This is a genomic window from Streptomyces sp. NPDC041796, from assembly GCF_055590785.1.
This window is the reverse complement of the sequence record NZ_JBVJAH010000007.1, coordinates 164,361-186,105: the sequence shown is the minus strand read 5'-3', so window position 1 is coordinate 186,105 and position 21,745 is coordinate 164,361. Positions and strand designations below refer to the sequence as shown.

Here is a 21,745-nt window from a genome sequence, read left to right as displayed (position 1 = left end):
CTTTCCCACATGACGAGCAGCACCGAGACCACCGCCACCACCCCGCAGGTTGCGGTCAACGACATCGGTAACGAGGAAGCCTTCCTCGCCGCGATCGACGAGACGATCAAGTACTTCAACGACGGCGACATCGTCGACGGCGTCATCGTGAAGGTCGACCGGGACGAGGTCCTGCTCGACATCGGTTACAAGACCGAAGGTGTCATCCCGAGCCGCGAGCTCTCGATCAAGCACGACGTCGACCCGAACGAGGTCGTCAAGGTCGGCGACGAGATCGAGGCCCTTGTTCTCCAGAAGGAGGACAAGGAAGGCCGCCTGATCCTCTCGAAGAAGCGCGCCCAGTACGAGCGTGCCTGGGGCACCATCGAGAAGATCAAGGAAGAGGACGGCATCGTCACCGGCACCGTCATCGAGGTTGTCAAGGGTGGTCTCATCCTCGACATCGGCCTCCGTGGCTTCCTGCCGGCCTCCCTCGTCGAGATGCGTCGTGTCCGCGACCTCCAGCCCTACGTGGGCAAGGAGCTCGAGGCGAAGATCATCGAGCTGGACAAGAACCGCAACAACGTGGTCCTGTCCCGCCGCGCCTGGCTCGAGCAGACCCAGTCCGAGGTGCGCCAGACGTTCCTCACCACCCTGCAGAAGGGTCAGGTCCGCTCCGGCGTCGTCTCCTCGATCGTCAACTTCGGTGCGTTCGTCGACCTGGGCGGCGTGGACGGTCTGGTCCACGTCTCCGAGCTGTCCTGGAAGCACATCGACCACCCGTCCGAGGTCGTCGAGGTCGGCCAGGAGGTCACCGTCGAGGTTCTCGACGTGGACATGGACCGCGAGCGTGTCTCCCTGTCGCTGAAGGCGACCCAGGAGGACCCGTGGCAGCAGTTCGCCCGTACGCACCAGATCGGTCAGGTCGTCCCGGGTAAGGTCACCAAGCTGGTTCCGTTCGGTGCGTTCGTCCGCGTGGACGAGGGCATCGAGGGTCTGGTCCACATCTCCGAGCTGGCCGAGCGCCACGTGGAGATCCCGGAGCAGGTCGTCCAGGTCAACGACGAGATCTTCGTCAAGGTCATCGACATCGACCTCGAGCGCCGCCGCATCAGCCTCTCGCTGAAGCAGGCCAACGAGTCCTTCGGTGCCGACCCGGCGTCGGTCGAGTTCGACCCGACCCTGTACGGCATGGCCGCGTCGTACGACGACCAGGGCAACTACATCTACCCCGAGGGCTTCGACCCGGAGACCAACGACTGGCTGCCGGGCTACGAGGCCCAGCGCGAGGCGTGGGAGACCCAGTACGCCGAGGCGCAGCAGCGCTTCGAGCAGCACCAGGCCCAGGTCATCAAGTCCCGCGAGGCCGACGAGGCCGCCGCTGCCGAGGGTGGCGCCGCCGCTCCGGCCGGTGCCCCGGCGGGTGCCTCCGGTGGCTCGTACTCCTCGGAGTCGGACGACAACTCCGGCGCCCTGGCGTCGGACGAGGCCCTGGCTGCCCTCCGCGAGAAGCTGGCCGGCGGCCAGAGCTGAACCTCCGGCTCACTCGCTGAGCAGGAGCAGTAGCTAGTCAGCACTGAGGCCCGTCCCCATGAAGGGGGCGGGCCTCAGTCGTGTGCTGACTCGCGTGTGGCCGGCCTTGCGGCCGTTCAGCCCGTGACCGGCACCCCCGGGGCGACCAGGCCGCGGCCACCGGTGCGGGTGTTGTCCGCATACACCGTCGTCCGGCACGACGACGTGGGGTGGTGGGGCGTGAACGACGGGTCCGGACCCAAGGGCCCACCCGGCGCTCCCGGTCCGGGGGAATGCCGCAGGGGCCCTGGGTGGGGAATGCCGGTACGGCGAGTGACGTTCTTCCCTACGAACACGAGGAGGAGCGGTAATCGTGCTTGATCCGCAGGATTTGTACGCATGGGAGCCGAAGGGCCTGGCCGTCGTCGACATGGCTCTGGCACAGGAGTCGGCCGGCCTGGTCATGCTCTACCACTTCGACGGATACATCGACGCGGGGGAGACCGGCGAGCAGATCGTCGACCGCCTGCTGGACTCGCTGCCCCACCAGGTGGTGGCCCGCTTCGACCACGACAGGCTCGTGGACTACCGGGCACGTCGTCCGCTGCTCACCTTCAGGCGCGACCGCTGGACCGGGTACGAGGTGCCGGCCATCGAGGTCCGCCTCGTCCAGGACGCCACGGGGGCACCCTTCCTGCTGCTGTCCGGTCCCGAGCCGGACGTGGAGTGGGAGCGGTTCGCCGTCGCCGTACGGCAGATCGTCGAGCGGCTCGGGGTGCGGCTCTCGGTCAACTTCCACGGCATCCCCATGGGCGTGCCCCACACCCGCCCCGTCGGCCTCACCCCGCACGGCAACCGCACCGACCTGATGCCCGGGCACCGCAGCCCGTTCGACGAGGCACAGGTACCGGGCAGCGCCGAGTCGTTGGTCGAGTACCGGCTGATGGAGGCCGGACACGACGTGCTCGGTGTCGCCGCCCACGTGCCGCACTATGTCGCCCGGTCCGCCTACCCGGACGCGGCACTGACCGCCCTGGAAGCCATCACCGCGGCGACCGGCCTGGTCGTGCCCGGCATTGCCCACACCCTGCGTACGCAGGCCCAGCGCACCCAGACCGAGATCGAGCGCCAGATCGGCGAGGGCGACGAGGAGCTGACCGCGCTCGTCCAGGGACTGGAGCACCAGTACGACGCGATGGCCGGCGCCGAGACGCGCGGCAACCTGGTCGCCGAACCGGTGGATCTGCCGTCGGCGGACGAGCTCGGCCGCGAGTTCGAACGGTTCCTGGCCGAGCGGGAGGGCGACCTCTAGGGGCCGCCCCGCAAGGCCTAGGCTTCCGCCCATGCTGAAGGTTGGGTTGACCGGCGGAATCGGCGCCGGGAAGAGCGAGGTCTCGCGGCTGTTGTCCTCGTACGGGGCGGTGGTCGTCGACGCCGACAAGATCGCCCGCGAGGTCGTCGAGCCCGGAACGCCCGGGCTCGCGGCCGTCGTCGCGGCGTTCGGACCGGACGTCCTCACGGCCGAGGGAACCCTCGACCGCCCCCGGCTCGGCTCGATCGTCTTCTCCGACGCCGAGCTGCTGGCCACGCTGAACCGCATCGTCCACCCCCTCGTCGGCGCCCGCTCGGCGGAACTCGAAGCCGCGGCCGCGCCCGACGCGGTGGTCGTCCACGACGTACCACTCCTCACCGAGAACGGCCTGGCGCCGATCTACGACGTCGTCGTGGTCGTCGACGCGTCGCCCGGGACCCAGCTCGACCGGCTGGTACGGCTGCGCGGCATGACCGAGGCCGAGGCCCGCGCCCGGATGGGCGCCCAGGCCACCCGGGAGCAGCGGCGAGCCGTCGCGGACCTGATCATCGACAACGACGGCCCGCTGGAGGACCTGGAGCCCCAGGTGCGCCAGGTCTGGGAGCGGCTCACCGAACGGGCCGCCGCGGCTCCGCCGGCCGAACCGGAGGCATGAGCGTGCCGGTACGGGAGAGACGCCGGGGGACCGGAGGGCGGGGACGGGCCCGGGGTGGCTCCCCGGCGGGCCGGAGGAATACCGCCCCTGCCGTCCATGTTGAACCGCCGCAGCGAGGGAAGGATGTGAGCGTGCCCGAGACCAACCCGGAGACCCACGTCATCGACTACCGCGCGGCGGAGCGGCTGCTCGCCGCCCGGGACCCGCGCGGGGCCGTCAAGCTCCTCGATTCCGTGATCGCGGCCCACCCCGAGAACACCGCCGCCCGCCTGCTCCGCGCGCGGGCCTTCTTCGCGGCGGCCCAGCTTCGACCCGCCGAGCTGGAGTTCGAGCTGGTCCTGGAGCGCGAGCCGGACAACGCCTTCGCGCACTTCGCCCTGGCCCGCACCTTCCAGCGCTCCGGCCGCCCCGAGCAGGCCAAGCGCCACTTCCGGCTGGCCGCCGCCCTCGAGCCGAAGCCGGAGTACCTGGAGGCGGCGCGCTTCCCGGTCGACTTCCCGGACGAGGTACCCCCCGAGGAGTGACCGCCGTCGGCCCGCACCCCTGAGGGGCGCTACCAGCGGTCGTCCGGTTCGTACGGGGGGACGTCGCGACCCGGCTGGTAGTGCGGGCCCTGGCGGATGTGGCGGCGGATGACCACGAGGTCGACCAGGACGACCACGGCCAGCAGCCCGCACGCCACGGCCCAGCCGGGGCGCCCGGCCAGGGCGAAGGCCGCCGTGCCGGCGCCCGCCCAGATCAGGCCCCACACCCCCAGCCAGAAGCGGATGCGGAGGGGGCTTCGTGCGGTTCTCGGTTCACTGCCGGTACGTCTGCGCATGGTGATCGCTCTCCGCTCCGCCGGGTACCCGTCCCGGCCCTGTTCGATCAGGCCGATCGAGGACCGGGACGGGAACGGGCCCCTGCCGCCGGCCGTTCAGGGCACATGAGTGGACGTGTGCGTGACGGACACCGGGGCACGGGGCCCGGTGCGATCACCCCGGACGGCTGTGCCGTCGACCTGTACAGCAGGCTCGTCGCGGGCGCCGAGCCCGGCATCGTCGCCGCCGCCGTGCCGGCGAACGCGACGCTGCTCGAACTCGGCAGCGGGGCGGGCCGGATCACCCGGCCCCTGGTCGAACGCGGCCTGGAGGTGACCGCCGTGGACGAGTCGGCCGAGATGCTGGAACGGGTCCGCGAGCGGGTCCCCGGCATCAGGACCGTACGGAGCCCGATCGAGGCGCTGGACCTGGAGGAGCGGTTCGACGTCGTGCTGCTCGCGTCGTTCCTGGTGCACACCGGTGACCGGCGGGTGCGCGACGGGATGCTCGCGGCCTGCCGGCGGCACGTCGCGGACGACGGATGCGTACTGATCCAGCGGGAGGGCGTCGACTGGCACACCCGCGTCCCACGGGAGCGTGAGGACCCGTCCGGCTGCACGGTGCGCATCACGTCGGCGGAACCGGTCGGGGACGGGGTGAACTCGGTGGTCTGCGAGTACGTCTTCCCCGACGCCCGCTGGACGCAGACCTTCCTGTCCCGGCCGTTGACGAAGGAGGACTTCGAGGACTGCCTGGACGCGGCCGGGCTCGCCGTCGACACGTATCTGACGGACGACGGCACCTGGGTACGGGCACGGCCGGCGCACCGATGAGTTCGGGACGGTCCCCCGGCCGCCCCGCCCCGCCCACCTCCACGGCAGCGCGAGCCGGCGGCGGCCTTTACGCGGGGAAGGGCGGCACGGTACGAGAGAGGCACCACGACGAAGGGACCTCCATGCGACCGGTGTGCATGACCAGGCAGGGCGCGGTACGGGGCAACGCCTCGGCCGACGGGACCGCCTCCTTCCTCGGCATCCCTTACGCCGCACCGCCCTTCGGCCCCCTGCGCTTCCGGCCACCCGCCCCGCCCCGCGCCTGGAGCGGCGCACGCGACGCCACGGCCCATGGCCCGACCCCGCCGAAGGCCCCGTACACCCCGCCCTTCGACGCCCTCCTCCCCGAAACGACCGTCCCCGGCGAGGACTGCCTCAACCTCAACGTGTGGACCCCGTCCCCCGGCCCCGGCGCCCGACTGCCGGTCATGGTGTGGCTGTACGGCGGGGCGTTCGCCAACGGGTCGGCGTCGTCGTCCGCGTACGACGGCAGTGCCTTCGCGCGGGACGGCGTGGTGTTCGTGTCGCTCAACTACCGCATCGGCACGGACGGGTTCCTGCACCTGGACGGCGTCCCGGACAACCGGGGGCTGCTCGACCAGATAGCGGCGCTCGAATGGGTACGCGACAACATCGCCAACTTCGGCGGCGACCCGGACCGGGTGACCCTCTTCGGCGAGTCGGCCGGCGCGATGAGCATCGGCGTCCTGCTGGGGGAGCCCCGGGCGCGTGGCCTGTTCCACCGGGCGATCCTGCAGAGCGGGGCGGCGCACCACTTCCTCCGCCCCGCGTCGGCCCGCCGGATCACCGCCCGCCTCGCCGAGAAGCTGGCGGTGGAACCGACGGCCGAAGCCTTCGCCGCCGTACCGCTCGACAGGCTCCTCACCGCCCAGTCGGAACTGCGCGGTGAGATCGGCGCCCGCCCCGACCCCGCCCTGTGGGGGGAGGCGGCGCTCAACGCGATGCCCTTCGAGCCCGTGATCGACGGCCTTCCCCTGCCGGGGCCCGACTGCCCGGTGGACCTGCTGGTCGGCAGCAACCGCGAGGAGTACCGGCTCTTCCTGGTCCCCACCGGGCGGCTGGACCTCCTGCCGGAGGCCAAACTCCGGGCCACGGCCCGGGCGTACGGCCTCGAACCCGACAAGGCCCTGCCCGTCTACCGCGAGGCGCGGCCCGACGGCGCCTCGCCCGGGGAGATTTTCGACGCGATGGTGACCGACTGGTTCTACCGGATTCCGGCGATCAGGCTGGCCGAGTCGGTGCCGGGTTCCTACATGTACGAGTTCGCGCGGCGCTCCTCCGCCTTCGACGGGCGGCTCGGCGCCTGCCACGCCGGGGAGCTGGCGTACGTCTTCGACCGGCTCGACGACCCCGCCTACGCGCCGATGATCGGCCAGGACCCGGCCCGGGCGGTGGCGGACGCGATGCACGGGGCATGGGTGGCGTTCGCCACGACCGGCGACCCGGATGGGCCGCGTACGACCTCCGGACCCGCACGACGATGATCTTCGACGACGCCGGAGCGGGCGTGGCCGAGGACCCACGAGGAGCGGAGCGGGCCTTGTGGGAGGGGCTGCGCTGACGGGGCTCGAGCCGATTGTCAGACCCCCGCCGTAAGGTCGTAGATCCACGACACGACCAGCGTGAGGGGAGGTGACCGGCCATGGGGCAGCGGCCGCCGCACACCTGTGCCGCCGTCTTCCTCCCCGCCGCGCTCCCGCGCGAGGGCCGGGTCGCCTTCTGGTCCCCGGACGGCGGCCCCCTGCCGCCGGTGGGCGGGTCGGAAGACGGGGCCGGGGCGGAAGCCGGGTCCGGGACGATCACCGTCGTGCGGGCCCACGGGGCCGGGGTGCGGAGCCGGACCGTGCCGGCGGTGATCCTGCCGGTCGCCGACGCCCTGCCCCTGCTGGTCACCGCGCGGCACGACCCGGCCGCGCATCCCGCAGCCGCCTGCTGGGGCGCGGCCGCCCTGCACGCCCTGCACCTGGCCGGGCGCGGCCGACTGCTGCCGGGGCTCACCTCGGACGACCTGGACGCCTGGCGGGCCGGGCCCCTGGACGCGGACGACATCGCCCACCTCCGGGCGGTCGCGGCGGCGATGCCGTACGAAGCCCATGCCGTGCCCGTCCCCGGCTCGCGCCCCCTCCGCCTCCCCGAGCCGGAAGCCCTCGTGCGGGCGTTCCTCGACGCGGTCGCCGACACCCTGCCCCGCACACCGGCCGCCGCCTACGCCGCCGGCAAACCGTTCGCGGCGCCCGCCCCGCAGCACCTGCCCCGCGCGCGTGCCTGGGCCGCCGAGGCGGCGGCGGGCATGGACGCCGGGGTCCGCGTCTCCCTCCGCCTCGACCTGTCCGGGTACGAGCTGTTCGACACGACCCCCGAGGGCGGCGACGAACGGCAGGCCGCCGCCGCGCTGATCCAGGTCCACAGCCTCGCCGACCCCACCCTGGTCGTCGACGCGGCGGCCCTGTGGGCGGGGGAGGGCGCCGAGCACTTCGGGCCGCGTGCCCGCATCGACGCCGTACTGGCGCTGCGGCGGGCCGCCCGGGTCTGGACGCCGCTGGCCCGCCTGCTGGAGCGGGACGTCCCCGACGTCCTGTCGCTCACCGAGGACGAGCTGTACGAGCTGCTGGGCCCCGCCGCGACCCGGCTCGGCGCGGCCGGTGTGACCGTGCACTGGCCCAGGGAACTGGCCCGGTCGCTCACCGCCGCCGCGGTCGTCCGGCCCGCGCCCGGCTCGGCCACCGACGGCACGGCGTTCTTCGACAGTGAGGAACTGCTGAGGTTCAACTGGCAGCTCGCGCTGGACGGAGACCCGCTGACCGAGCGGGAGATGGACGCCCTCGCCGAGGCGCACCGCCCCGTCGTGCGGCTGCGCGACCAGTGGGTGGTCGTCGACCCGGCCCTCGTACGCAAGGCGCGCAAGCGGGAGCTCGGCCTGCTGGAGCCCGTCGACGCGCTCGCCGTGGCACTCAGCGGCACCGCCGAGGTGGACGGGGAGACGGTCGAGGCCGTCCCCGTGGGCGCGCTCGCCGCGCTGCGCGACCGGCTCGTGGCGGGCCCCGGCACCGTCGCCCCGCCGCCCGGCCTCGACGCGACCCTGCGCGACTACCAACTGCGCGGCCTGGCCTGGCTCGATCTGATGACCTCCCTGGGACTCGGCGGCTGCCTCGCCGACGACATGGGCCTCGGCAAGACCGTCACCCTCATCGCCCTCCATCTGCGCCGTGCCCGCCGGGCCCCCACCCTCGTCGTCTGTCCGGCCTCCCTGCTGGGCAACTGGCAGCGGGAGATCACCCGGTTCGCCCCCGGCGTCCCCGTGCGCCGCTTCCACGGCGCCGACCGCACCCTGGACGGCCTCGACGGCGGCTTCGTGCTGACCACCTACGGCACGATGCGCACCAGCGCCGGCCAACTGGCCGGCCACGAGTGGGGGATGGTCGTCGCCGACGAGGCCCAGCACGTCAAGAACCCGTTCTCCGCGACCGCCAAGGCGCTCCGCACCATCCCCGCGCCCGCGCGCGTCGCCCTCACCGGCACCCCCGTCGAGAACAACCTGTCCGAGCTGTGGGCCCTGCTCGACTGGACCACCCCCGGCCTCCTCGGCCCGCTCAAGGCGTTCCGCTCCCGGCACGCACGCGCCGTCGAGAACGCCGAACAGATCGAGAACGACGAGGCGGTCGAGCGGCTCGCCCGGCTCGTCCGCCCCTTCCTGCTGCGCCGCAAGAAGTCCGACCCGGGGATCGTGCCCGAGCTGCCGCCCAAGACGGAGTCCGACCACCCCGTCCCCCTCACCCGCGAACAGGCCTCGCTGTACGAGGCGGTGGTGCGCGAGACGATGGCGCAGATCGAGGGCGCGGAGGGCATCGCACGCCGCGGGCTGGTGATGAAGCTGCTGACGTCCCTGAAGCAGATCTGCAACCACCCCGCCCAGTACCTCAAGGAAGAGCCCGCACGGCTGGCCGGCCGCTCGGGGAAGCTCGCCCTCCTCGACGAACTGCTCGACACGATCCTGTCCGAGGACGGCTCCGTGCTGGTCTTCACCCAGTACGTGAGCATGGCCCGGCTGCTCACGGCCCACCTCGCGGCCCGCGCGGTCCCCTCCCAACTGCTCCACGGCGGGACGCCGGTGGCGGAGCGGGAGCGCATGGTGGACCGGTTCCAGTCCGGCGAGGTCCCGGTGTTCGTCCTGTCCCTCAAGGCCGCCGGCACCGGCCTCAACCTCACCCGGGCCGGTCATGTCGTCCACTACGACCGCTGGTGGAACCCGGCCGTAGAGGAGCAGGCCACCGACCGGGCCTACCGCATCGGCCAGACCCAGCCCGTGCAGGTGCACCGGCTGATCGCCGAAGGGACGGTGGAGGACCGCATCGCGGAGATGCTGCTCACCAAGCGCGCCCTGGCCGACGCGGTCCTCGGCTCCGGAGAGGCCGCCCTCACCGAGCTGACCGACCGCGAGCTGGCCGACCTCGTGTCGCTGAGGAGGCTGTCATGAGCCCGCACCGCCCCGGCTCACGCCCCGGCTCCCGGCGCCTCCCGCTGCACGACGACCGCCGTCGTACGTTCCCGCAGCTCGCCCCCGCCCAGGGCGCCGACGGGAAGTTCGCCGCCACCTGGTGGGGCAACGCCTGGGTGGAGGCCCTGGAGGACACCGCCCTGGACCCGGCACGCCTGGCCCGCGGGCGGGCGTATGCCGCCACCGGGCACGTCGACGCGATCACCGTGACACCGGGCCGTGTCACGGCGTACGTCCACGGCAGCCGGCCCCGCCCGTACCGCACCGAGATCCGGCTGCGGGTCCTCGGCGACGACGACTGGGAGCGGTTCCTGGACGCCGCCGCGGCCCGCCCCGACCACATCGCGGCGCTCCTCGACAAGGACGTGCCGCACGCCCTGGCCGCGGCGGTCGACCTGTTGCCCGGGCCCGGGGACCTCGTCCCGGACTGCTCCTGCCCCGACCACGGCTATCCCTGCAAGCACGCCGCCGCCCTCTGCTACCAGGCGGCCCGGCTCCTCGACGAGGACCCGTTCGTGCTGTTCCTGATGCGCGGCCGCGGCGAGCAGGAGATCCTCGCGGCGCTCAGCCATCGCAACGCCGCCCACGAGGCGGCCGAAACCAGCGCCGCGCCCCCGCCCTTGCCCACCGTGCCCGCCCGCGCGGCGGTCCTGGCCCCGCCCGCCACCACCCTGCCGCCGCCGCTCCCCGCGCCCGACCGGCCGGGGCGCCCGCCCCTCTACCCCGAGGATCCGGACGCCCCCGACCCGCTGGCCCTGGAGATGCTGGCCACGGAGGCGGCCGCCCGCGCACACACGTTCCTCACCACCGGCCAGGACCCGGTCGCCGCCCTCACCCCCTGGCAGGACGCCGTCCGTCTCGCCGCCGCCCACCCCGGATCCGGCCTGACCGCATCCACCCGCGCCCTGTACCGCGACCTCGCCGCCGCCCTCGACCGCACCCCCGCCGACCTGGCGCGCGCGGTCGCCGCCTGGCGCCAGGGCGGACCGGCCGGGCTCGCCGTCCTGGAGGAGCCGTGGGACCCGCCCGCCGGCCCCTTCGACCGCGCCCGCCCCGCGCTGATCGCCGCCGACCTCCCGCACTTCCGTCCCTGGCGCAATCGCCTCTCCAGCCGCTCGCTGCAACTGCGTTACGGCCGCGACGGCCTCTGGTACGGGTACGAGTCCGACCCCGACCGCGAGGACTGGTGGCCCCGAGGCACCCCTGACGCCGACCCGGTCGGAGCGCTCACGGACCTGCTGGAGCGCTGAGAGCCAGGACGCACATGGGCTCCGTCGGCGCCTCTTCCCCGGTGGCCAGGGGGACGCCTGGTAAAGACCATGTGAGGGTTCGATTGGGCCGCCACTCGATGGGGTGAATGGCGGATGCGTCATAACCCCACTCGGCTGTAACGCGTTAATTCCGGTGCGGGCGGGTGCCCGTGAAAGTCTCCGGAAGGCAGGAAGCCATGAGGCATACTCGCCGAAATGGTCTGGTCACCTTGATGGCCACGGGCGGCGCGCTCGCTCTGGCGGCGGGATACGCGCACGCCGACTCCGACGCGGCCGGCGCCACGGCCGATTCGCCGGGGCTGATCTCCGGCAACGCCGTGCAGCTGCCGGTGGACGTCCCGGTCAACGTCTGCGGGAACACGGTCAATGTGGTCGGGTTGCTCAACCCCGCGGCCGGCAACACGTGCGAGAACAAGGGCGGCGGCCACCACCACAAGGACCGCCCGGGTACCGCGCACGGCAAGCACGGTGGCCAGGGGGGCAAGGGCGGCAGCACGAACGGCAGTGGAGGCGGCGGCGCCTCGGCGGACGGCACCGCGGTGAAGTCGCCCGGCGTGATCTCCGGCAACGGCATCCAGCTGCCCGTCGACCTGCCGGTCAACGTCAGCGGCAACTCCGTCAGCGTCGTCGGCATCCTCAACCCCGCGTTCGGCAACGCCTCGAGCAACGGCGGCAGCAAGCCGCCCGCCACGCCTCACAAGCCGACGAAGCCGACGAAGCCGACCAAGCCGGCAGAGCCCGTCGCGCCCGACCCCGACGAGCCCGCCGCCCCGGCCCCCGCACCGGCCGACCAGGCCCCCGCCCCGCTCCCGCAGACCAGCCTGACGTCGCTGGCGGAGACCGGTTCCGGCGCCGGCCTCATCGGTGTCGGAGTGCCCGCCGCCATGGGCCTCGTGCTCGGCGGTGGCCTCCTCTACCGCCGCTTCCGCCTCACGGCCGACCGCACCTGAGCGAGCCGGCCGAAGGTCACCGCCGCCAGGCGGTCAGCACCGACTCGATGACCGGTGCCACGCGGTTACGCGCCTGGCGGCGGGGGACACCGCGCATCAACAGGGCGTCGTACTCGGTGTCGAGGTGCCGCACCGACGCCCGTACCGCCGCGGTGACCGCGCCCTCGTCCAGTGCGCGCCCCGCGGCCGTACGGCCCACCCGGCCGCTCCCCCGCTCTCCGGCGTGCGCCGCGATCTCCGCGGCACGCTCCGGCGGGCAGCCGGGGAACAGGCGCAGGATCTCGGCGCCCAGCGCGGCCCTGAACCGCACGTCCTCGGCCGCCCGGCGCACCGCGTCCCGCGCCCGGCGGCGGGCCCGCGCCTCGGCGTCGGCCAGGCACGCCGCCTCGGCCCGCGCGAGGGCGGCCTCCTCCACGAGGATGCCCTGGCGTTCGTACCGTGTACGGCGCCGGTTGTGCCGTACGACCACCGCCCACAGGCCGCTCGCCTCCCGGGCCCGGCGGGTGAGTGCCGCGTCGCCGCGTGGCAGGTGGACCAGGTGGCCGAGGTCCGCGCAGTCGAGGCAGAGCGGCGCGTTGAACTCGAGGACCATCCGTGCGAGCGGTCCGCCGCGGCACTCCGCGCAGTGGCGGCGCCCCCGAGGCTCGATCACCACGAGCGGGGCCGCCACCCCCGGGCCCGCCATGTCAGCACACGCTCGGTGCCGCGGCCCCGAGGGACGCGGCCGGCGCCTCGACGGCCTCCTGCGAACGCCGCTCCCGCTCCGCGACGTTCTTCGCTTCGTCCTTCGCCTCGTCGTCCGCTTCGTCCTTCGCCTCGTGCATGCGGTGCGTCACCTCGAGGGCCCTCCTCGTCACTCCTAAAATCATTCGATCCAGGCACACCGGTGCTGATTGAATTCCCCCGTGGCAACGACAAAACTCAATCAGATCATCGCCGTTGAGAAGGGCGTCAAGGCCAAGGCGCAGCAGGACCTGGCCGCGGCGCACCACGGGCTGCAGAAGCCCGCCCTGCTCGCGGGCATCGCCCGTACGTACCAGCCGAAGGACGAGGAAGGGGAGCAGCTGCCGCCCGAGTCCACCCTCGTCCAGGTCAAGGCGGAGGACGTGCTGCGGGACACGGCGAAGACGCTGACGAGGCTGTTCGACGTCACCGCCACCAAGGACTGGGCGAACTGCACCGCCCGTGCGGATGTCACCGTCGACGGGCGCGTGCTGGTGAGCCAGGCCCCTGTCGCGTATCTCCTCTTCCTGGAGAAGCAGCTGACGGACATAGCCGGTTTCCTCCGCAAGCTGCCGGTGCTCGACGCGGCCGAGTCGTGGAGCCAGGACCCGTCGACCGACGCGTGGAAGACCGAGCCGGTACGGACGGTGCGGACGAAGAAGGTGCCGCGCAACCATGTGAAGGCGGAGGCGACCGACAAGCACCCGGCCCAGGTCGAGGTCTACTACGAGGACGTCCCCGTCGGGTACTGGACCACCGTGAAGTTCTCCGGCGCGCTGCCCGCGCGGCGCGTCAACGAGCTGCTGGAGCGGGTGGACAAGCTCCAGCAGGCGGTGAAGTTCGCCCGCGAGGAGGCGAACAGCGCGGAGGTCACCGACCAGCGCGTCGGCGACGCCGTGTTCGGCTACCTTTTCGGGTGACCCGCACGCCACACCCATGAACTCCCCGGCCCGCGCACATGTGGGCCGGGGTGCGCGAGGAGCGCAAAGCTGAAGCTGAAGCTTGTCGTGACGGAGCGGTTCCGGTAAGGGCCGCCCTCAGACTCAGACTATTGCTCCAGACTCAGCATTCGCCGCTCATCGCCGGTACGACCGGGCCTGGACCCCGGTGCGTCGAAATGCCGGTTCGACTCCGGCCCGCGCAGCTCGATGTGCGGTCGTCTAAAGGCAGGACGCGGCGACATGACGATTGATCCGGGTCCGACGGTGCCGGCGTGTGATGTGAGCGGTATCCACAGGGCCCGGGGGCCGGCTACGCCCCCGGGCCCGCTCCTTTTCCGGGCTACTGGCGGTATCCGCTCAGGAAGCGGCCGATCCGGCTGATCGCCGCGTCGAGATCGTCGGCGTGGGGGAGCGTGAGGATGCGGAAGTGGTCCGGGCGCGGCCAGTTGAAACCGGTTCCCTGGACGACCTGGATCTTCTCGCGCAGCAGCAGGTCGAGGACGAACTTCTCGTCGTCGTGGATGCGGTGCACCTTCGGATCGAGGCGCGGGAACGCGTACAGCGCGCCCTTGGGTTTGACGCACGAGACGCCGGGGATGTCGTTGAGTTTCTCCCACGCCCTGTCGCGCTGCTCGTGGAGGCGACCGCCGGGGGCGGTCAGGTCGTGGATGGACTGGCGGCCGCCGAGGGCGGCTTGAATGGCGTACTGGGCAGGCGCGTTGGCGCACAGGCGCATGGAGGCGAGCATCGTGAGCCCCTCCAGGTAGCTGCGCGCGTGCTGCTTCGGCCCGGTCACGACGAGCCAGCCGGAGCGGAAGCCGGCGACGCGGTACGTCTTCGACAGACCGGAGAAGGTCAGGACGACCAGGTCGGGGGCGAGGGAGGCGGCCGTGTGGTGGACGGCGCCGTCGTACAGGATCTGGTCGTAGATCTCGTCGGCGAACACCATCAGGCCGTGGCGGCGGGCGAGATCGAGGATGCCTTCCAGGATCTCGCGCGGGTAGACCGCGCCGGTGGGGTTGTTGGGGTTGATGATGACGACGGCCCGGGTGCGGTCGGTGATCTTGGCCGCCATGTCGTCCAGATCGGGGTACCAGTCGGCGGACTCGTCGCACAGGTAGTGCACGGGCCGGCCGCCGGCGAGGGTGGTGACGGCGGTCCACAGGGGGAAGTCGGGTGCCGGGATGAGTACTTCGTCGCCGTCCTCGAGCAGGGCCTGGACCGCCATCGACACCAGCTCGGACACGCCGTTGCCGAGGAAGACGTCGTCGACGTCGACGTCCGGGAGGCCGAGGGCCTGGTAGCGCTGCGCGACGGCGCGGCGGGCGGAGAGGATCCCGCGGGAGTCGGTGTAGCCATGGGCCTGCGGGAGCATCCGGATCATGTCCTGGACGATCTCCTCGGGCGCCTCGAAACCGAAGAGGGCCGGGTTGCCGGTGTTGAGGCGCAGAACGCTGTGGCCGGCCTCCTCCAGCGCGTTGGCCTGCTCGATCACCGGGCCGCGGATCTCGTAGCAGACCTCGCTGAGTTTGCTCGACTGCCGGAACTCCATGCGCGACGACCTCCCAGAAATGGTGTTGCTTGGTTTTACCAAGTTCGAGCTTGGAAAGTCCAACAAGTTGTCTAGACTGCGTCGCATGCCACGACGCCGACGTTACGACCAGTACTGCGCCGCCGCCCGTGCCCTCGACGACGTCGGCGACCGCTGGACGCTGCTGATCGTCCGTGAACTGCTCGCCGGGCCGCGCCGCTACACCGACCTGCACGCCGATCTGCCCGGCGTCAGCACGGACATGCTGGCCTCGCGGCTCAAGGACATGGAGCGGGACGATCTGGTGACCCGCCGTCGCCTCCCGCCGCCCGCCTCCGCGTACGTGTACGAACTCACCGAGCACGGCCGGGACCTGCTCCCCGTGCTCCGGGCCTTGGCCGCCTGGGGTGCCCGGGCGCTCGACGAACCCCGGCCCACGGACGCGGTGCGGGCGCACTGGTTCGCCATCCCGCTGCTGGACGCCCTGGAGGCGGTGGCGATGGGTCCGGGAGTGGTGGAAGTCCGGCTCGACGAGGGGACGTTCCACGTCCGGGTGGGCGGTGCGGACGGTGGCGCGGCCTACGCCGACGGCCCCGCGGACGAGGCTCCGGACGCCCGTCTGCGGATGGACGCCGCGACGTGCGTGACCGTGGCGCGCGGGGACATGCCGGTCGATGAAGGCGTGAAGTCAGGGCGTATCGAGGTCGAGGGGGAAGGCGCTCTGGCGAGGGCCCTCAGGGGCACCACAAGGCCGATCTGACCCATCCTGTACCAATTCCTGCGAATCCACCGACTCGGCGACAGATGCGTGACAAAGTTCCCCATTGCGCGAACTGGCGTGAAATCACCAGGCGTTGGAGGGGATCCATGGGGACGGGGACGAGGACGAAGATGGGTACGCGGGCGGGGATCGGCAAGACACTGGTGGTGGCGGGGTGTGTCCTCGCCTTCGCGGCGGTGCCGTCCGGCGCCCTCGCCACACCCGGCGACGGGGTGACCGGCACCGTACTCGCCAGTGGGACGTCCGACGGCAAGCTGAAGATCAAGTCACCGCCCGGCCGTACCGACGTCGTCGTACGGACCGTCACGGGCGAGGCCGGCGGCTCCACCGGCTGGCACAACCACCCCGGCGAGCTCATCGTGGTGGTCAAGTCGGGGTCACTGACCCGGACCCTGGACGACTGCTCGGTCGAGCAGTACAGCGCGGGCCAGGTCTTCGTCGAACCGGCGGGACACCGCCACCGCCACATCGGGCGCAACCTCGGCAGTGAACCGGTCGTGCTGTACGTGACCTACCTGCTGCCCGCCGGAGCTCCGCTGTCGGTGGACGAGGAACCGCCGGAGTGCGCACAGGAGTAGAACCCGGGGGCGGGTCGGGACAGCGCCGGCCCGCAGCAGGTGGGGGAGCGCCGGCCCGCAGGTGGGGGAGCGCCCGCAGGTGGGGCCGAGTGAGTCGACGCTCGCGCCTACCCCCAGGAAGGTCACGCCCTCGGTCTGCTGGGGCAGCATGAGGGCGTGAAATTCGAACCGATCACCTGGGAACGCCTTGCCGACGCCCTCGCCACGCACGTGGACGGGCTGAGCCCGGCGGACGGGGGGCCGTGGCTGAAGGTCGCCGTCGACGGGGCGCCCGCCGCCCGGCCCGCCCACCCGGCCGGGCTGCTGGCGGACGCTCTGCGGTTGCGCGGGCGGGCGGTGATGACGGTGGGAACGGAGGGGTTCCTGCGGCCGGCGTCGCTGCGGTACGAGTACGGCAAGGAAGACGCCGACTCGTACTACAGCAGCTGGTTCGACACCGGCGCCCTGTGGCGGGAGGTGTTCGGGCCACTCGAGCCGGACGGCAGCGGGCGGGTGCTGCCCGACCTGTGGGACCCCGCCACGGACCGGGCGACCCGCAGCCCCTACCGGACGCTGGCCCCGGGTGGGGTACTGGTCCTGCACGGGCCGTTCCTGCTCGGCCACTGGTTCCCCTTCGACCTCACGGTTCACCTGCGCCTCTCACCGGGCGCGCTGGCCCGCCGCACCGAGCAGCCGTGGACGCTCCCGGCCTTCGAACGGTACGAGGCCGAGGTCACCCCCACGGACACGGCCGACGTCGTCGTCCGCACCGACGACCCCCGCCACCCGGCCTGGACGGACCTGCCCTAGGACGTGTCTTTCGGATCATGCCGCGCTCGAGGGCCCTGGCCCGCAGCCGGGTCCCCGGCCGTCCCGCCCTCGTCACCCGCCGTCGGGCGGCCGCCCAGCACCGTGACCGCCATGGCCCCGGCGCGGCAGCCCGCCTCCGCCGCCGTGACCGGGTCCGCACCCGACAGCAGCGCCGCCAGGAGAGCGCCGGTGAACGCGTCGCCCGCGCCCGTGGAGTCGACCGCCCGGACCACCGGGGCCCCGACCCGCGCGACGACCCGCCCCGACTCGGCGACCAGGGCTCCTGCGGCGCCGGTCGTCACCACGACGAGCGAGAAACGGCGACTCAGCGCGGCTGCCGCCTCCACCGGGTCGGCCAGGCCCGTCAGCAGCGCCGCCTCATCGGCATTGGGCAGGAGGAGCTCCACGCCCTCCAGCGCCGCCAGGAACGGGTCCACGCCGAGCTCCGAGACGAACCCGGTTGACGCCGGGTCCACGCTCACCCGCACGCGCCGCTCCCGTGCTGTCGCCAGGGCCAGCCGCGCCGTCTCGCGGCTGGTCCCGGCAAAAAAGAGATACCCGGACAGGTGCAGATGGGACACCCCGTCCAGCAGAGTTGGCGACCAGTCGCCAGCCTCCAGCCGCAGGGCCGCGCCGCTGTCCGTGAGGAACGTCCGCTCGGCGGCCGCGTCCACCAGCGCGACCACCGTCGCGGTCGGCGCGCCAGGATCCCGTACCAGCAACGGCCGCACCCCCGCTCGCCGCAGCCGCTCCTCGTGCCAGGCCGCCCAGTCGGTGCCCACCCGCGCCAGGATCCGCACGTCCGTGCTGCCCCAACACGCCGCCCAGCACGCCACGTTCGCCCCCGCCCCGCCCGGCAGCGTCCGGATCTCGGCGGCCGTGTCGGTCGCCGGGGCGAGCGGCGCACGGTGCCGGGCCACCACGTCGGTGACCACGTCCCCGACCACGAGCAGCGCGCCGCTCACAGCGCGGCCGCGATACGCGCCGCCAGCCGCACATTGCCCCGCACCGCTGCCAGGTTGGCCTCCAGGGACGCCCCGTCGGTGTGCCGCATCAGGTACTCCAGCAGGAACGGCGTCACCGCCTGCCCGGTGACCCCCCGCTCCCGGCACTCCTCCAGCGCCCGTGCCAGCACCCGGTCGTGGAGTTCCGGGTCCAGCTGCTCGTCCTCCGGCACCGGATTGGCGACGATCAGCGCCGCCTCCGGGCCGCCCAGGGTCTCCTGCGCCCGTATCACCGCCGCCACCTCCTCCGGGGACCGCACCGTCCAGTCGACCGGCTCGCCGGAGGAGGCCAGGTAGAAACCGGGGAAGTACTCCGTCCCGTACCCGAGGATCCCCACGCCCAGCGTCTCCAGCCGCTGGAGTGTCGCGGGCACGTCCAGGATCGACTTGACCCCCGCGCACACCACGGTGATCCGTGTCCGCGCCAGCAGCCGCAGGTCCGCCGACTCGTCCTGCGTCAGCGCCCATTCACGGTGCACGCCGCCGAGCCCACCGGTCGCGAAGACCCGTATGCCCGCCCGCGCCGCCAGGAACGCCGTCGCCGAGACCGTCGTCGCACCGCTCGCCCCCGCCGCCAGGGCGGGCGCCAGGTCGCGATGGCCCAGCTTGCGTACGCCGGGATCGGCCGCGACCCGCTCGAGCTGCTTCTTGTCCAACCCGACGCGCGCCACGCCGTCCAGCACGGCGACCGTGGCGGGAACGGCTCCACCGGCTCTGACGAGGGCCTCCAACTCCTCCGCCACGGCCAGGTTCCGCGGGCGGGGCAGGCCGTGCGCGATGATCGTCGATTCCAGGGCGACAACGGGCCGGCGCGCCGCCAGCGCCTCCCGTACCTCTTCCGACAACGTCACTGTGGTCTCCGGCATGTCCCATCCCTGGCGCGGCGGCGGCCCGCGCAAACGTCCGGACGGGCGGCAGATGGACCCGCCGCCCCCAGACCCCGGCGCCGCGGCCTCCGCCCCCAGGCCCCGGCGCCGCGGCCTCCGCCCCCAGACCCCGGCGCCGCGGCCTCGGCCCACGGCGCGGCTCCGTGCAGGGCCCCGCACCACGGCCTCGGCGCCACGAGCACAGCCCCGGTGCCACGGGCACGGCCCCGGCGCCCCGTTACGGCCCCGATGCCACGGCACCGGGCTTGGTGACGGTGGTTTCCGTCCCGAGCCGGTCGCGAGGTGGCCGCAGGGCCCCGCTACAGTCACCGGCCATGACGACCCTTGAGCGACCTTCCTTTGCCGTGCACATACCCGACGCCGAGCTGGAGCCCGAGCCCCTCGACCCGGACCAGATCGTTTCCGGCGACCCGGTGGTGTCCGGCAAGGTGCTCTGGGAGTCGGCCGACGGGACGCAGCTTCGCGGCATCTGGCAGATCACGCCGGGCGTGGTGACCGACACCGAGGCGAACGAGCTGTTCGTGGTCGTCAGCGGGCGCGCCACCGTGGAGGTCGAGGGCGGCGACACCCTGGAGCTCGGCCCGGGCGACGCGTGCGTGCTGCGCGAGGGAGACCGTACGACCTGGACGGTGCACGAGACCCTGCGCAAGGCGTACCACATCTGCCTCTGACGCCCCGGCGCCCGAGGCCGTACCCGGCGCCCGGAGCGGGCCCGCCGCCCGCCCGGCCGGGCCGCCCGGTCGTGTCAGCCGCGCTTCCCCCGTAGCGCCAGAGCGGCCAGCGGGAGCAGCAGCAGCGCCCCGACCGCGTTCAGCCAGCCGTACCCCGCCTGGGCGACGACCAGGCCGGCGGCCGCCCCGCCGACGCCCGCCGCCGTGTTCATGGTCAGGTCCGACAGACCCTGCACGGCGGCGCGGGCGGCCTGCGGCACGGAGTCGGTCAGCAGCGCGGAGCCGGAGACCAGCCCCGCGGACCAGCCGAGCCCCAGCACGAACAGCCCCGCCGCGGTCTGCCCGTGGCTCGCCCCGGCCGTGCCGGCCAGGAGTGCGGCGACGGCCAGCAGACCCACGGCCAGACCGATCACGGACAGCCGGCCGAGACGGTCCGACAGCCAGCCCATCACGGGTGAGAACGCGTACATGCCCGCGATGTGACCGCTGATGACGAGCCCGATCAGCGTGATGCCCGCCCCGTGGTGGCTGAGCGCCACCGGGGTCATCGACATGATCGAGACCATCGCGGTGTGCGAGACCGCCACGGTGACCAGCGCCAGCCGCGCGCGCGGCGATTCCCGCACCGCCCGCACACCGGCCCGCAGAGACCGGCCCTCGGGCCGGTCGGCCTCCTCGGTGCCGGCCGCCAGCGCTCGCGCGGTCAGCAACGGATCGGGCCGCAGCAGGACCGCGACCACCGCCGCCGACACCAGGAACACCCCGGCAGCCCAGAGGAACGGCCCGGCCGCCTCCGGTATCCCGAGCCCGGACACGCTCCGCCCGGCCGGTGCGGCGATGTTCGGGCCCAGTACGGCCCCGATGGTCGTCGCCCACACCACGGTGGAGATGGCCCGCCCGCGTCGCTCCGGCTCCGCCAGGTCCGCAGCGGCGAACCGCGCCTGGAGGTTGGCCGACGACCCGGCACCGAACCCCGCCATCCCGGCCAGCAGCAGCGGGAAGCTCCCGATGACCGCGGCCAGCACGACCACACCCGCCCCGGCAGCCCCGATCACATACGCCAGGACCAGCCCGGGCCGCCGTCCCCGCGAGGTCATCAGCGCGGCCAGCGGCATGGACAGCAACGCCGTCCCGGCGACGGTGGCGGTCGGCGCCAGCCCCGACAGCGCCTCCGTGCCGCTCACCTCCTGGGCCAGCACGGAGGCGAGTGCGATCCCGGTCGCCACCCCCAGCCCGCCCAGGATCTGGCCGGCGATGAGGACGGCCGAGATCCGCCGCCGGAGGGCGGGCAGATCGGCGGGCACGACGGACGTCGAGCCCGCGGCGGCGCCACCGGCACCGGAAGGAGGCGTCGTCACCGGCCCTGAGGTCCCGGATATGTCGGGGTCTGTAGTCACCGGAGAAGTGTGCCACCCCTTACATGATCGGAAAAGTGGTCGGAGAGGTGTCAGAACAGCGGCTGCGGCAACACCCCCTCCAGCGCCAGCAGCCGGCGCTTGGTCTCCAGTCCTCCACCGAATCCGCCGATCCCCCCGTCACTCTCCACCACCCGGTGGCACGGCACCACCACCGGCAGCGGATTGGCGCCCATTGCGGCACCCACCGCCTGCGCCGCTCCGGGCTGCCCCACCCGGCCGGCCAGCTCCCCGTACCCGACGACCGTGCCGTACGGCACCCCGGTGGCCAGCTCTCGCAGCACCTGCCGGTTGAACCCGGCGGTCAGCGACCAGTCCAGCCGCAGTCCGAACTCCCGCAGCCCACCGCTGAAGTACGCCTCCAACGCGCGTATCGGCTCGCTCAGCCGCCCCGTGGCGCTCTCCACCAGCTCCGCGCCGAGCTGCCCCTCCAGCCGCTTCAGCGCCCGGTCACGCACCGCGTCGCCGGCGTGGAACACCACGCTCACCAGGCCCTCGCCCGTCGCTGCGAGCAACAGCGGACCGATGTCGCTTCCCATGACGGCCCACTCCACGAACTGCCCGTTGCTGTCCATGCCGACCACCGTACGACCGGCC

General features: G+C 73.1%; 22 protein-coding genes. 14 read left to right on the top strand and 8 right to left on the bottom strand.

Annotated elements, in window-relative coordinates:
- The first annotated feature begins 9 nt into the window (after positions 1-9).
- The 4 genes from rpsA to ACZ6C1_RS16390 all read left to right on the top strand — a co-directional run bounded on the left by rpsA (position 10) and on the right by ACZ6C1_RS16390 (position 3,982).
- Positions 10-1,512: a 30S ribosomal protein S1 gene (gene rpsA / locus ACZ6C1_RS16405; RefSeq protein WP_392714135.1), complete on the top strand. Its 1,503-nt coding sequence runs from the start codon at positions 10-12 to the stop codon at positions 1,510-1,512.
- A gap of 352 nt (positions 1,513-1,864) precedes the next feature.
- Positions 1,865-2,803 carry a PAC2 family protein gene (locus tag ACZ6C1_RS16400; RefSeq protein ID WP_469241553.1) on the top strand — a complete coding sequence of 313 codons (939 nt, stop codon included), beginning with the start codon at positions 1,865-1,867 and terminating at the stop codon, positions 2,801-2,803.
- 31 nt (positions 2,804-2,834) lie between these two features.
- Positions 2,835-3,458 (top strand): dephospho-CoA kinase, encoded by a 624-nt coding sequence (coaE, locus tag ACZ6C1_RS16395; protein ID WP_469241551.1) that lies wholly within the window; start codon positions 2,835-2,837, stop codon positions 3,456-3,458.
- Positions 3,459-3,589: 131 nt separating this feature from the next.
- Positions 3,590-3,982 (top strand): tetratricopeptide repeat protein, encoded by a 393-nt coding sequence (locus ACZ6C1_RS16390; RefSeq protein ID WP_469241550.1) that lies wholly within the window; start codon positions 3,590-3,592, stop codon positions 3,980-3,982.
- Positions 3,983-4,011: 29 nt separating this feature from the next.
- Here the strand turns inward: ACZ6C1_RS16390 and ACZ6C1_RS16385 are convergent, their stop codons facing one another.
- Positions 4,012-4,278, bottom strand: a complete 267-nt coding sequence (locus ACZ6C1_RS16385) for a DUF6343 family protein (protein WP_469241548.1) — start codon at positions 4,276-4,278, stop codon at positions 4,012-4,014.
- Between the two features lie 117 nt (positions 4,279-4,395).
- Here ACZ6C1_RS16385 and ACZ6C1_RS16380 point away from each other — a divergent pair, with 117 nt between their 5' ends.
- From ACZ6C1_RS16380 to ACZ6C1_RS16360, 5 genes are all read left to right on the top strand, one after another.
- Positions 4,396-5,091, top strand: coding sequence for a class I SAM-dependent methyltransferase (locus ACZ6C1_RS16380; RefSeq protein WP_469241546.1), 696 nt, complete (start codon positions 4,396-4,398; stop codon positions 5,089-5,091).
- A 122-nt stretch (positions 5,092-5,213) separates the two neighbouring features.
- Positions 5,214-6,596: a carboxylesterase/lipase family protein gene (locus ACZ6C1_RS16375; RefSeq protein WP_469241544.1), complete on the top strand. Its 1,383-nt coding sequence runs from the start codon at positions 5,214-5,216 to the stop codon at positions 6,594-6,596.
- 158 nt (positions 6,597-6,754) lie between these two features.
- Entirely contained in the window at positions 6,755-9,586 is a 2,832-nt protein-coding gene (locus tag ACZ6C1_RS16370) for a DEAD/DEAH box helicase (protein WP_469241542.1), read from the top strand.
- Positions 9,583-10,857, top strand: a complete 1,275-nt coding sequence (locus ACZ6C1_RS16365) for an SWIM zinc finger family protein (RefSeq protein ID WP_469241540.1) — start codon at positions 9,583-9,585, stop codon at positions 10,855-10,857. The genes ACZ6C1_RS16370 and ACZ6C1_RS16365 overlap by 4 nt, the downstream gene beginning before the upstream one ends.
- Positions 10,858-11,054: 197 nt before the next feature.
- A complete protein-coding gene (locus ACZ6C1_RS16360) occupies positions 11,055-11,828 on the top strand; it encodes a chaplin (protein WP_469241538.1) in 774 nt (257 codons plus the stop codon).
- Between the two features lie 16 nt (positions 11,829-11,844).
- Here the strand turns inward: ACZ6C1_RS16360 and ACZ6C1_RS16355 are convergent, their stop codons facing one another.
- Together ACZ6C1_RS16355 and ACZ6C1_RS16350 are read right to left on the bottom strand one after the other, a co-directional pair.
- Complete coding sequence (locus ACZ6C1_RS16355; RefSeq protein WP_469241536.1) at positions 11,845-12,513, bottom strand: DUF2293 domain-containing protein; 669 nt, start codon at positions 12,511-12,513, stop codon at positions 11,845-11,847.
- Position 12,514: 1 nt separating this feature from the next.
- Positions 12,515-12,664 carry a hypothetical protein gene (locus ACZ6C1_RS16350; RefSeq protein ID WP_469241534.1) on the bottom strand — a complete coding sequence of 50 codons (150 nt, stop codon included), beginning with the start codon at positions 12,662-12,664 and terminating at the stop codon, positions 12,515-12,517.
- Positions 12,665-12,733: 69 nt separating this feature from the next.
- On the opposite strand from ACZ6C1_RS16350, the gene ACZ6C1_RS16345 reads away from it, so the two are divergent.
- The gene (locus ACZ6C1_RS16345) at positions 12,734-13,471 is read left to right on the top strand and encodes a DUF7873 family protein (RefSeq protein ID WP_469241532.1); all 738 of its coding nucleotides are present in this window, start codon (positions 12,734-12,736) and stop codon (positions 13,469-13,471) included.
- A gap of 361 nt (positions 13,472-13,832) precedes the next feature.
- Here ACZ6C1_RS16345 and ACZ6C1_RS16340 read toward each other — a convergent pair whose 3' ends face one another.
- Positions 13,833-15,044, bottom strand: coding sequence for a pyridoxal phosphate-dependent aminotransferase (locus ACZ6C1_RS16340; protein WP_469241530.1), 1,212 nt, complete (start codon positions 15,042-15,044; stop codon positions 13,833-13,835).
- 85 nt (positions 15,045-15,129) lie between these two features.
- On the opposite strand from ACZ6C1_RS16340, the gene ACZ6C1_RS16335 reads away from it, so the two are divergent.
- The 3 genes from ACZ6C1_RS16335 (at position 15,130) to ACZ6C1_RS16325 (ending at position 17,171) form a co-directional block, all read left to right on the top strand.
- Positions 15,130-15,783 carry a winged helix-turn-helix transcriptional regulator gene (locus ACZ6C1_RS16335; protein ID WP_469241528.1) on the top strand — a complete coding sequence of 218 codons (654 nt, stop codon included), beginning with the start codon at positions 15,130-15,132 and terminating at the stop codon, positions 15,781-15,783.
- A gap of 107 nt (positions 15,784-15,890) precedes the next feature.
- The gene (locus ACZ6C1_RS16330) at positions 15,891-16,382 is read left to right on the top strand and encodes a cupin domain-containing protein (RefSeq protein WP_469241526.1); all 492 of its coding nucleotides are present in this window, start codon (positions 15,891-15,893) and stop codon (positions 16,380-16,382) included.
- A 156-nt stretch (positions 16,383-16,538) separates the two neighbouring features.
- Positions 16,539-17,171: a nucleoside/nucleotide kinase family protein gene (locus tag ACZ6C1_RS16325; RefSeq protein ID WP_469241524.1), complete on the top strand. Its 633-nt coding sequence runs from the start codon at positions 16,539-16,541 to the stop codon at positions 17,169-17,171.
- Here ACZ6C1_RS16325 and ACZ6C1_RS16320 read toward each other — a convergent pair.
- On the bottom strand, positions 17,168-18,136 hold the full coding sequence (locus ACZ6C1_RS16320; RefSeq protein ID WP_469241522.1) for a carbohydrate kinase family protein: 969 nt from the start codon (positions 18,134-18,136) through the stop codon (positions 17,168-17,170). The genes ACZ6C1_RS16325 and ACZ6C1_RS16320 overlap by 4 nt on opposite strands.
- Positions 18,133-19,041 (bottom strand): pseudouridine-5'-phosphate glycosidase, encoded by a 909-nt coding sequence (locus ACZ6C1_RS16315; protein ID WP_469241520.1) that lies wholly within the window; start codon positions 19,039-19,041, stop codon positions 18,133-18,135. The genes ACZ6C1_RS16320 and ACZ6C1_RS16315 overlap by 4 nt, the downstream gene beginning before the upstream one ends.
- 335 nt (positions 19,042-19,376) lie before the next feature.
- Here ACZ6C1_RS16315 and ACZ6C1_RS16310 point away from each other — a divergent pair, with 335 nt between their 5' ends.
- Positions 19,377-19,733, top strand: a complete 357-nt coding sequence (locus ACZ6C1_RS16310) for a cupin domain-containing protein (protein ID WP_469241518.1) — start codon at positions 19,377-19,379, stop codon at positions 19,731-19,733.
- Between the two features lie 74 nt (positions 19,734-19,807).
- On the opposite strand, the gene ACZ6C1_RS16305 is transcribed toward ACZ6C1_RS16310, so the two are convergent.
- Entirely contained in the window at positions 19,808-21,091 is a 1,284-nt protein-coding gene (locus tag ACZ6C1_RS16305; RefSeq protein WP_469241912.1) for an MFS transporter, read from the bottom strand.
- An 89-nt stretch (positions 21,092-21,180) separates the two neighbouring features.
- Positions 21,181-21,723 (bottom strand): methylated-DNA--[protein]-cysteine S-methyltransferase, encoded by a 543-nt coding sequence (locus ACZ6C1_RS16300; protein WP_469241516.1) that lies wholly within the window; start codon positions 21,721-21,723, stop codon positions 21,181-21,183.
- Between the last annotated feature and the right edge of the window lie 22 nt (positions 21,724-21,745).

Bases quoted from the DNA above. Each gene is read 5' to 3' on its own strand.
- rpsA (WP_392714135.1), top strand. From the start codon at position 10: ATGACGAGCAGCACCGAGACCACCGCCACCACCCCGCAGGTTGCGGTC.
- coaE (WP_469241551.1), top strand. From the start codon at position 2,835: ATGCTGAAGGTTGGGTTGACCGGCGGAATCGGCGCCGGGAAGAGCGAG.
- ACZ6C1_RS16385 (WP_469241548.1), bottom strand. From the start codon at position 4,278: ATGCGCAGACGTACCGGCAGTGAACCGAGAACCGCACGAAGCCCCCTC.
- ACZ6C1_RS16375 (WP_469241544.1), top strand. From the start codon at position 5,214: ATGCGACCGGTGTGCATGACCAGGCAGGGCGCGGTACGGGGCAACGCC.
- ACZ6C1_RS16370 (WP_469241542.1), top strand. From the start codon at position 6,755: ATGGGGCAGCGGCCGCCGCACACCTGTGCCGCCGTCTTCCTCCCCGCC.
- ACZ6C1_RS16365 (WP_469241540.1), top strand. From the start codon at position 9,583: ATGAGCCCGCACCGCCCCGGCTCACGCCCCGGCTCCCGGCGCCTCCCG.
- ACZ6C1_RS16360 (WP_469241538.1), top strand. From the start codon at position 11,055: ATGAGGCATACTCGCCGAAATGGTCTGGTCACCTTGATGGCCACGGGC.
- ACZ6C1_RS16355 (WP_469241536.1), bottom strand. From the start codon at position 12,513: ATGGCGGGCCCGGGGGTGGCGGCCCCGCTCGTGGTGATCGAGCCTCGG.
- ACZ6C1_RS16340 (WP_469241530.1), bottom strand. From the start codon at position 15,044: ATGGAGTTCCGGCAGTCGAGCAAACTCAGCGAGGTCTGCTACGAGATC.
- ACZ6C1_RS16335 (WP_469241528.1), top strand. From the start codon at position 15,130: ATGCCACGACGCCGACGTTACGACCAGTACTGCGCCGCCGCCCGTGCC.
- ACZ6C1_RS16330 (WP_469241526.1), top strand. From the start codon at position 15,891: ATGGGGACGGGGACGAGGACGAAGATGGGTACGCGGGCGGGGATCGGC.
- ACZ6C1_RS16315 (WP_469241520.1), bottom strand. From the start codon at position 19,041: ATGCCGGAGACCACAGTGACGTTGTCGGAAGAGGTACGGGAGGCGCTG.
- ACZ6C1_RS16310 (WP_469241518.1), top strand. From the start codon at position 19,377: ATGACGACCCTTGAGCGACCTTCCTTTGCCGTGCACATACCCGACGCC.
- ACZ6C1_RS16300 (WP_469241516.1), bottom strand. From the start codon at position 21,723: ATGGACAGCAACGGGCAGTTCGTGGAGTGGGCCGTCATGGGAAGCGAC.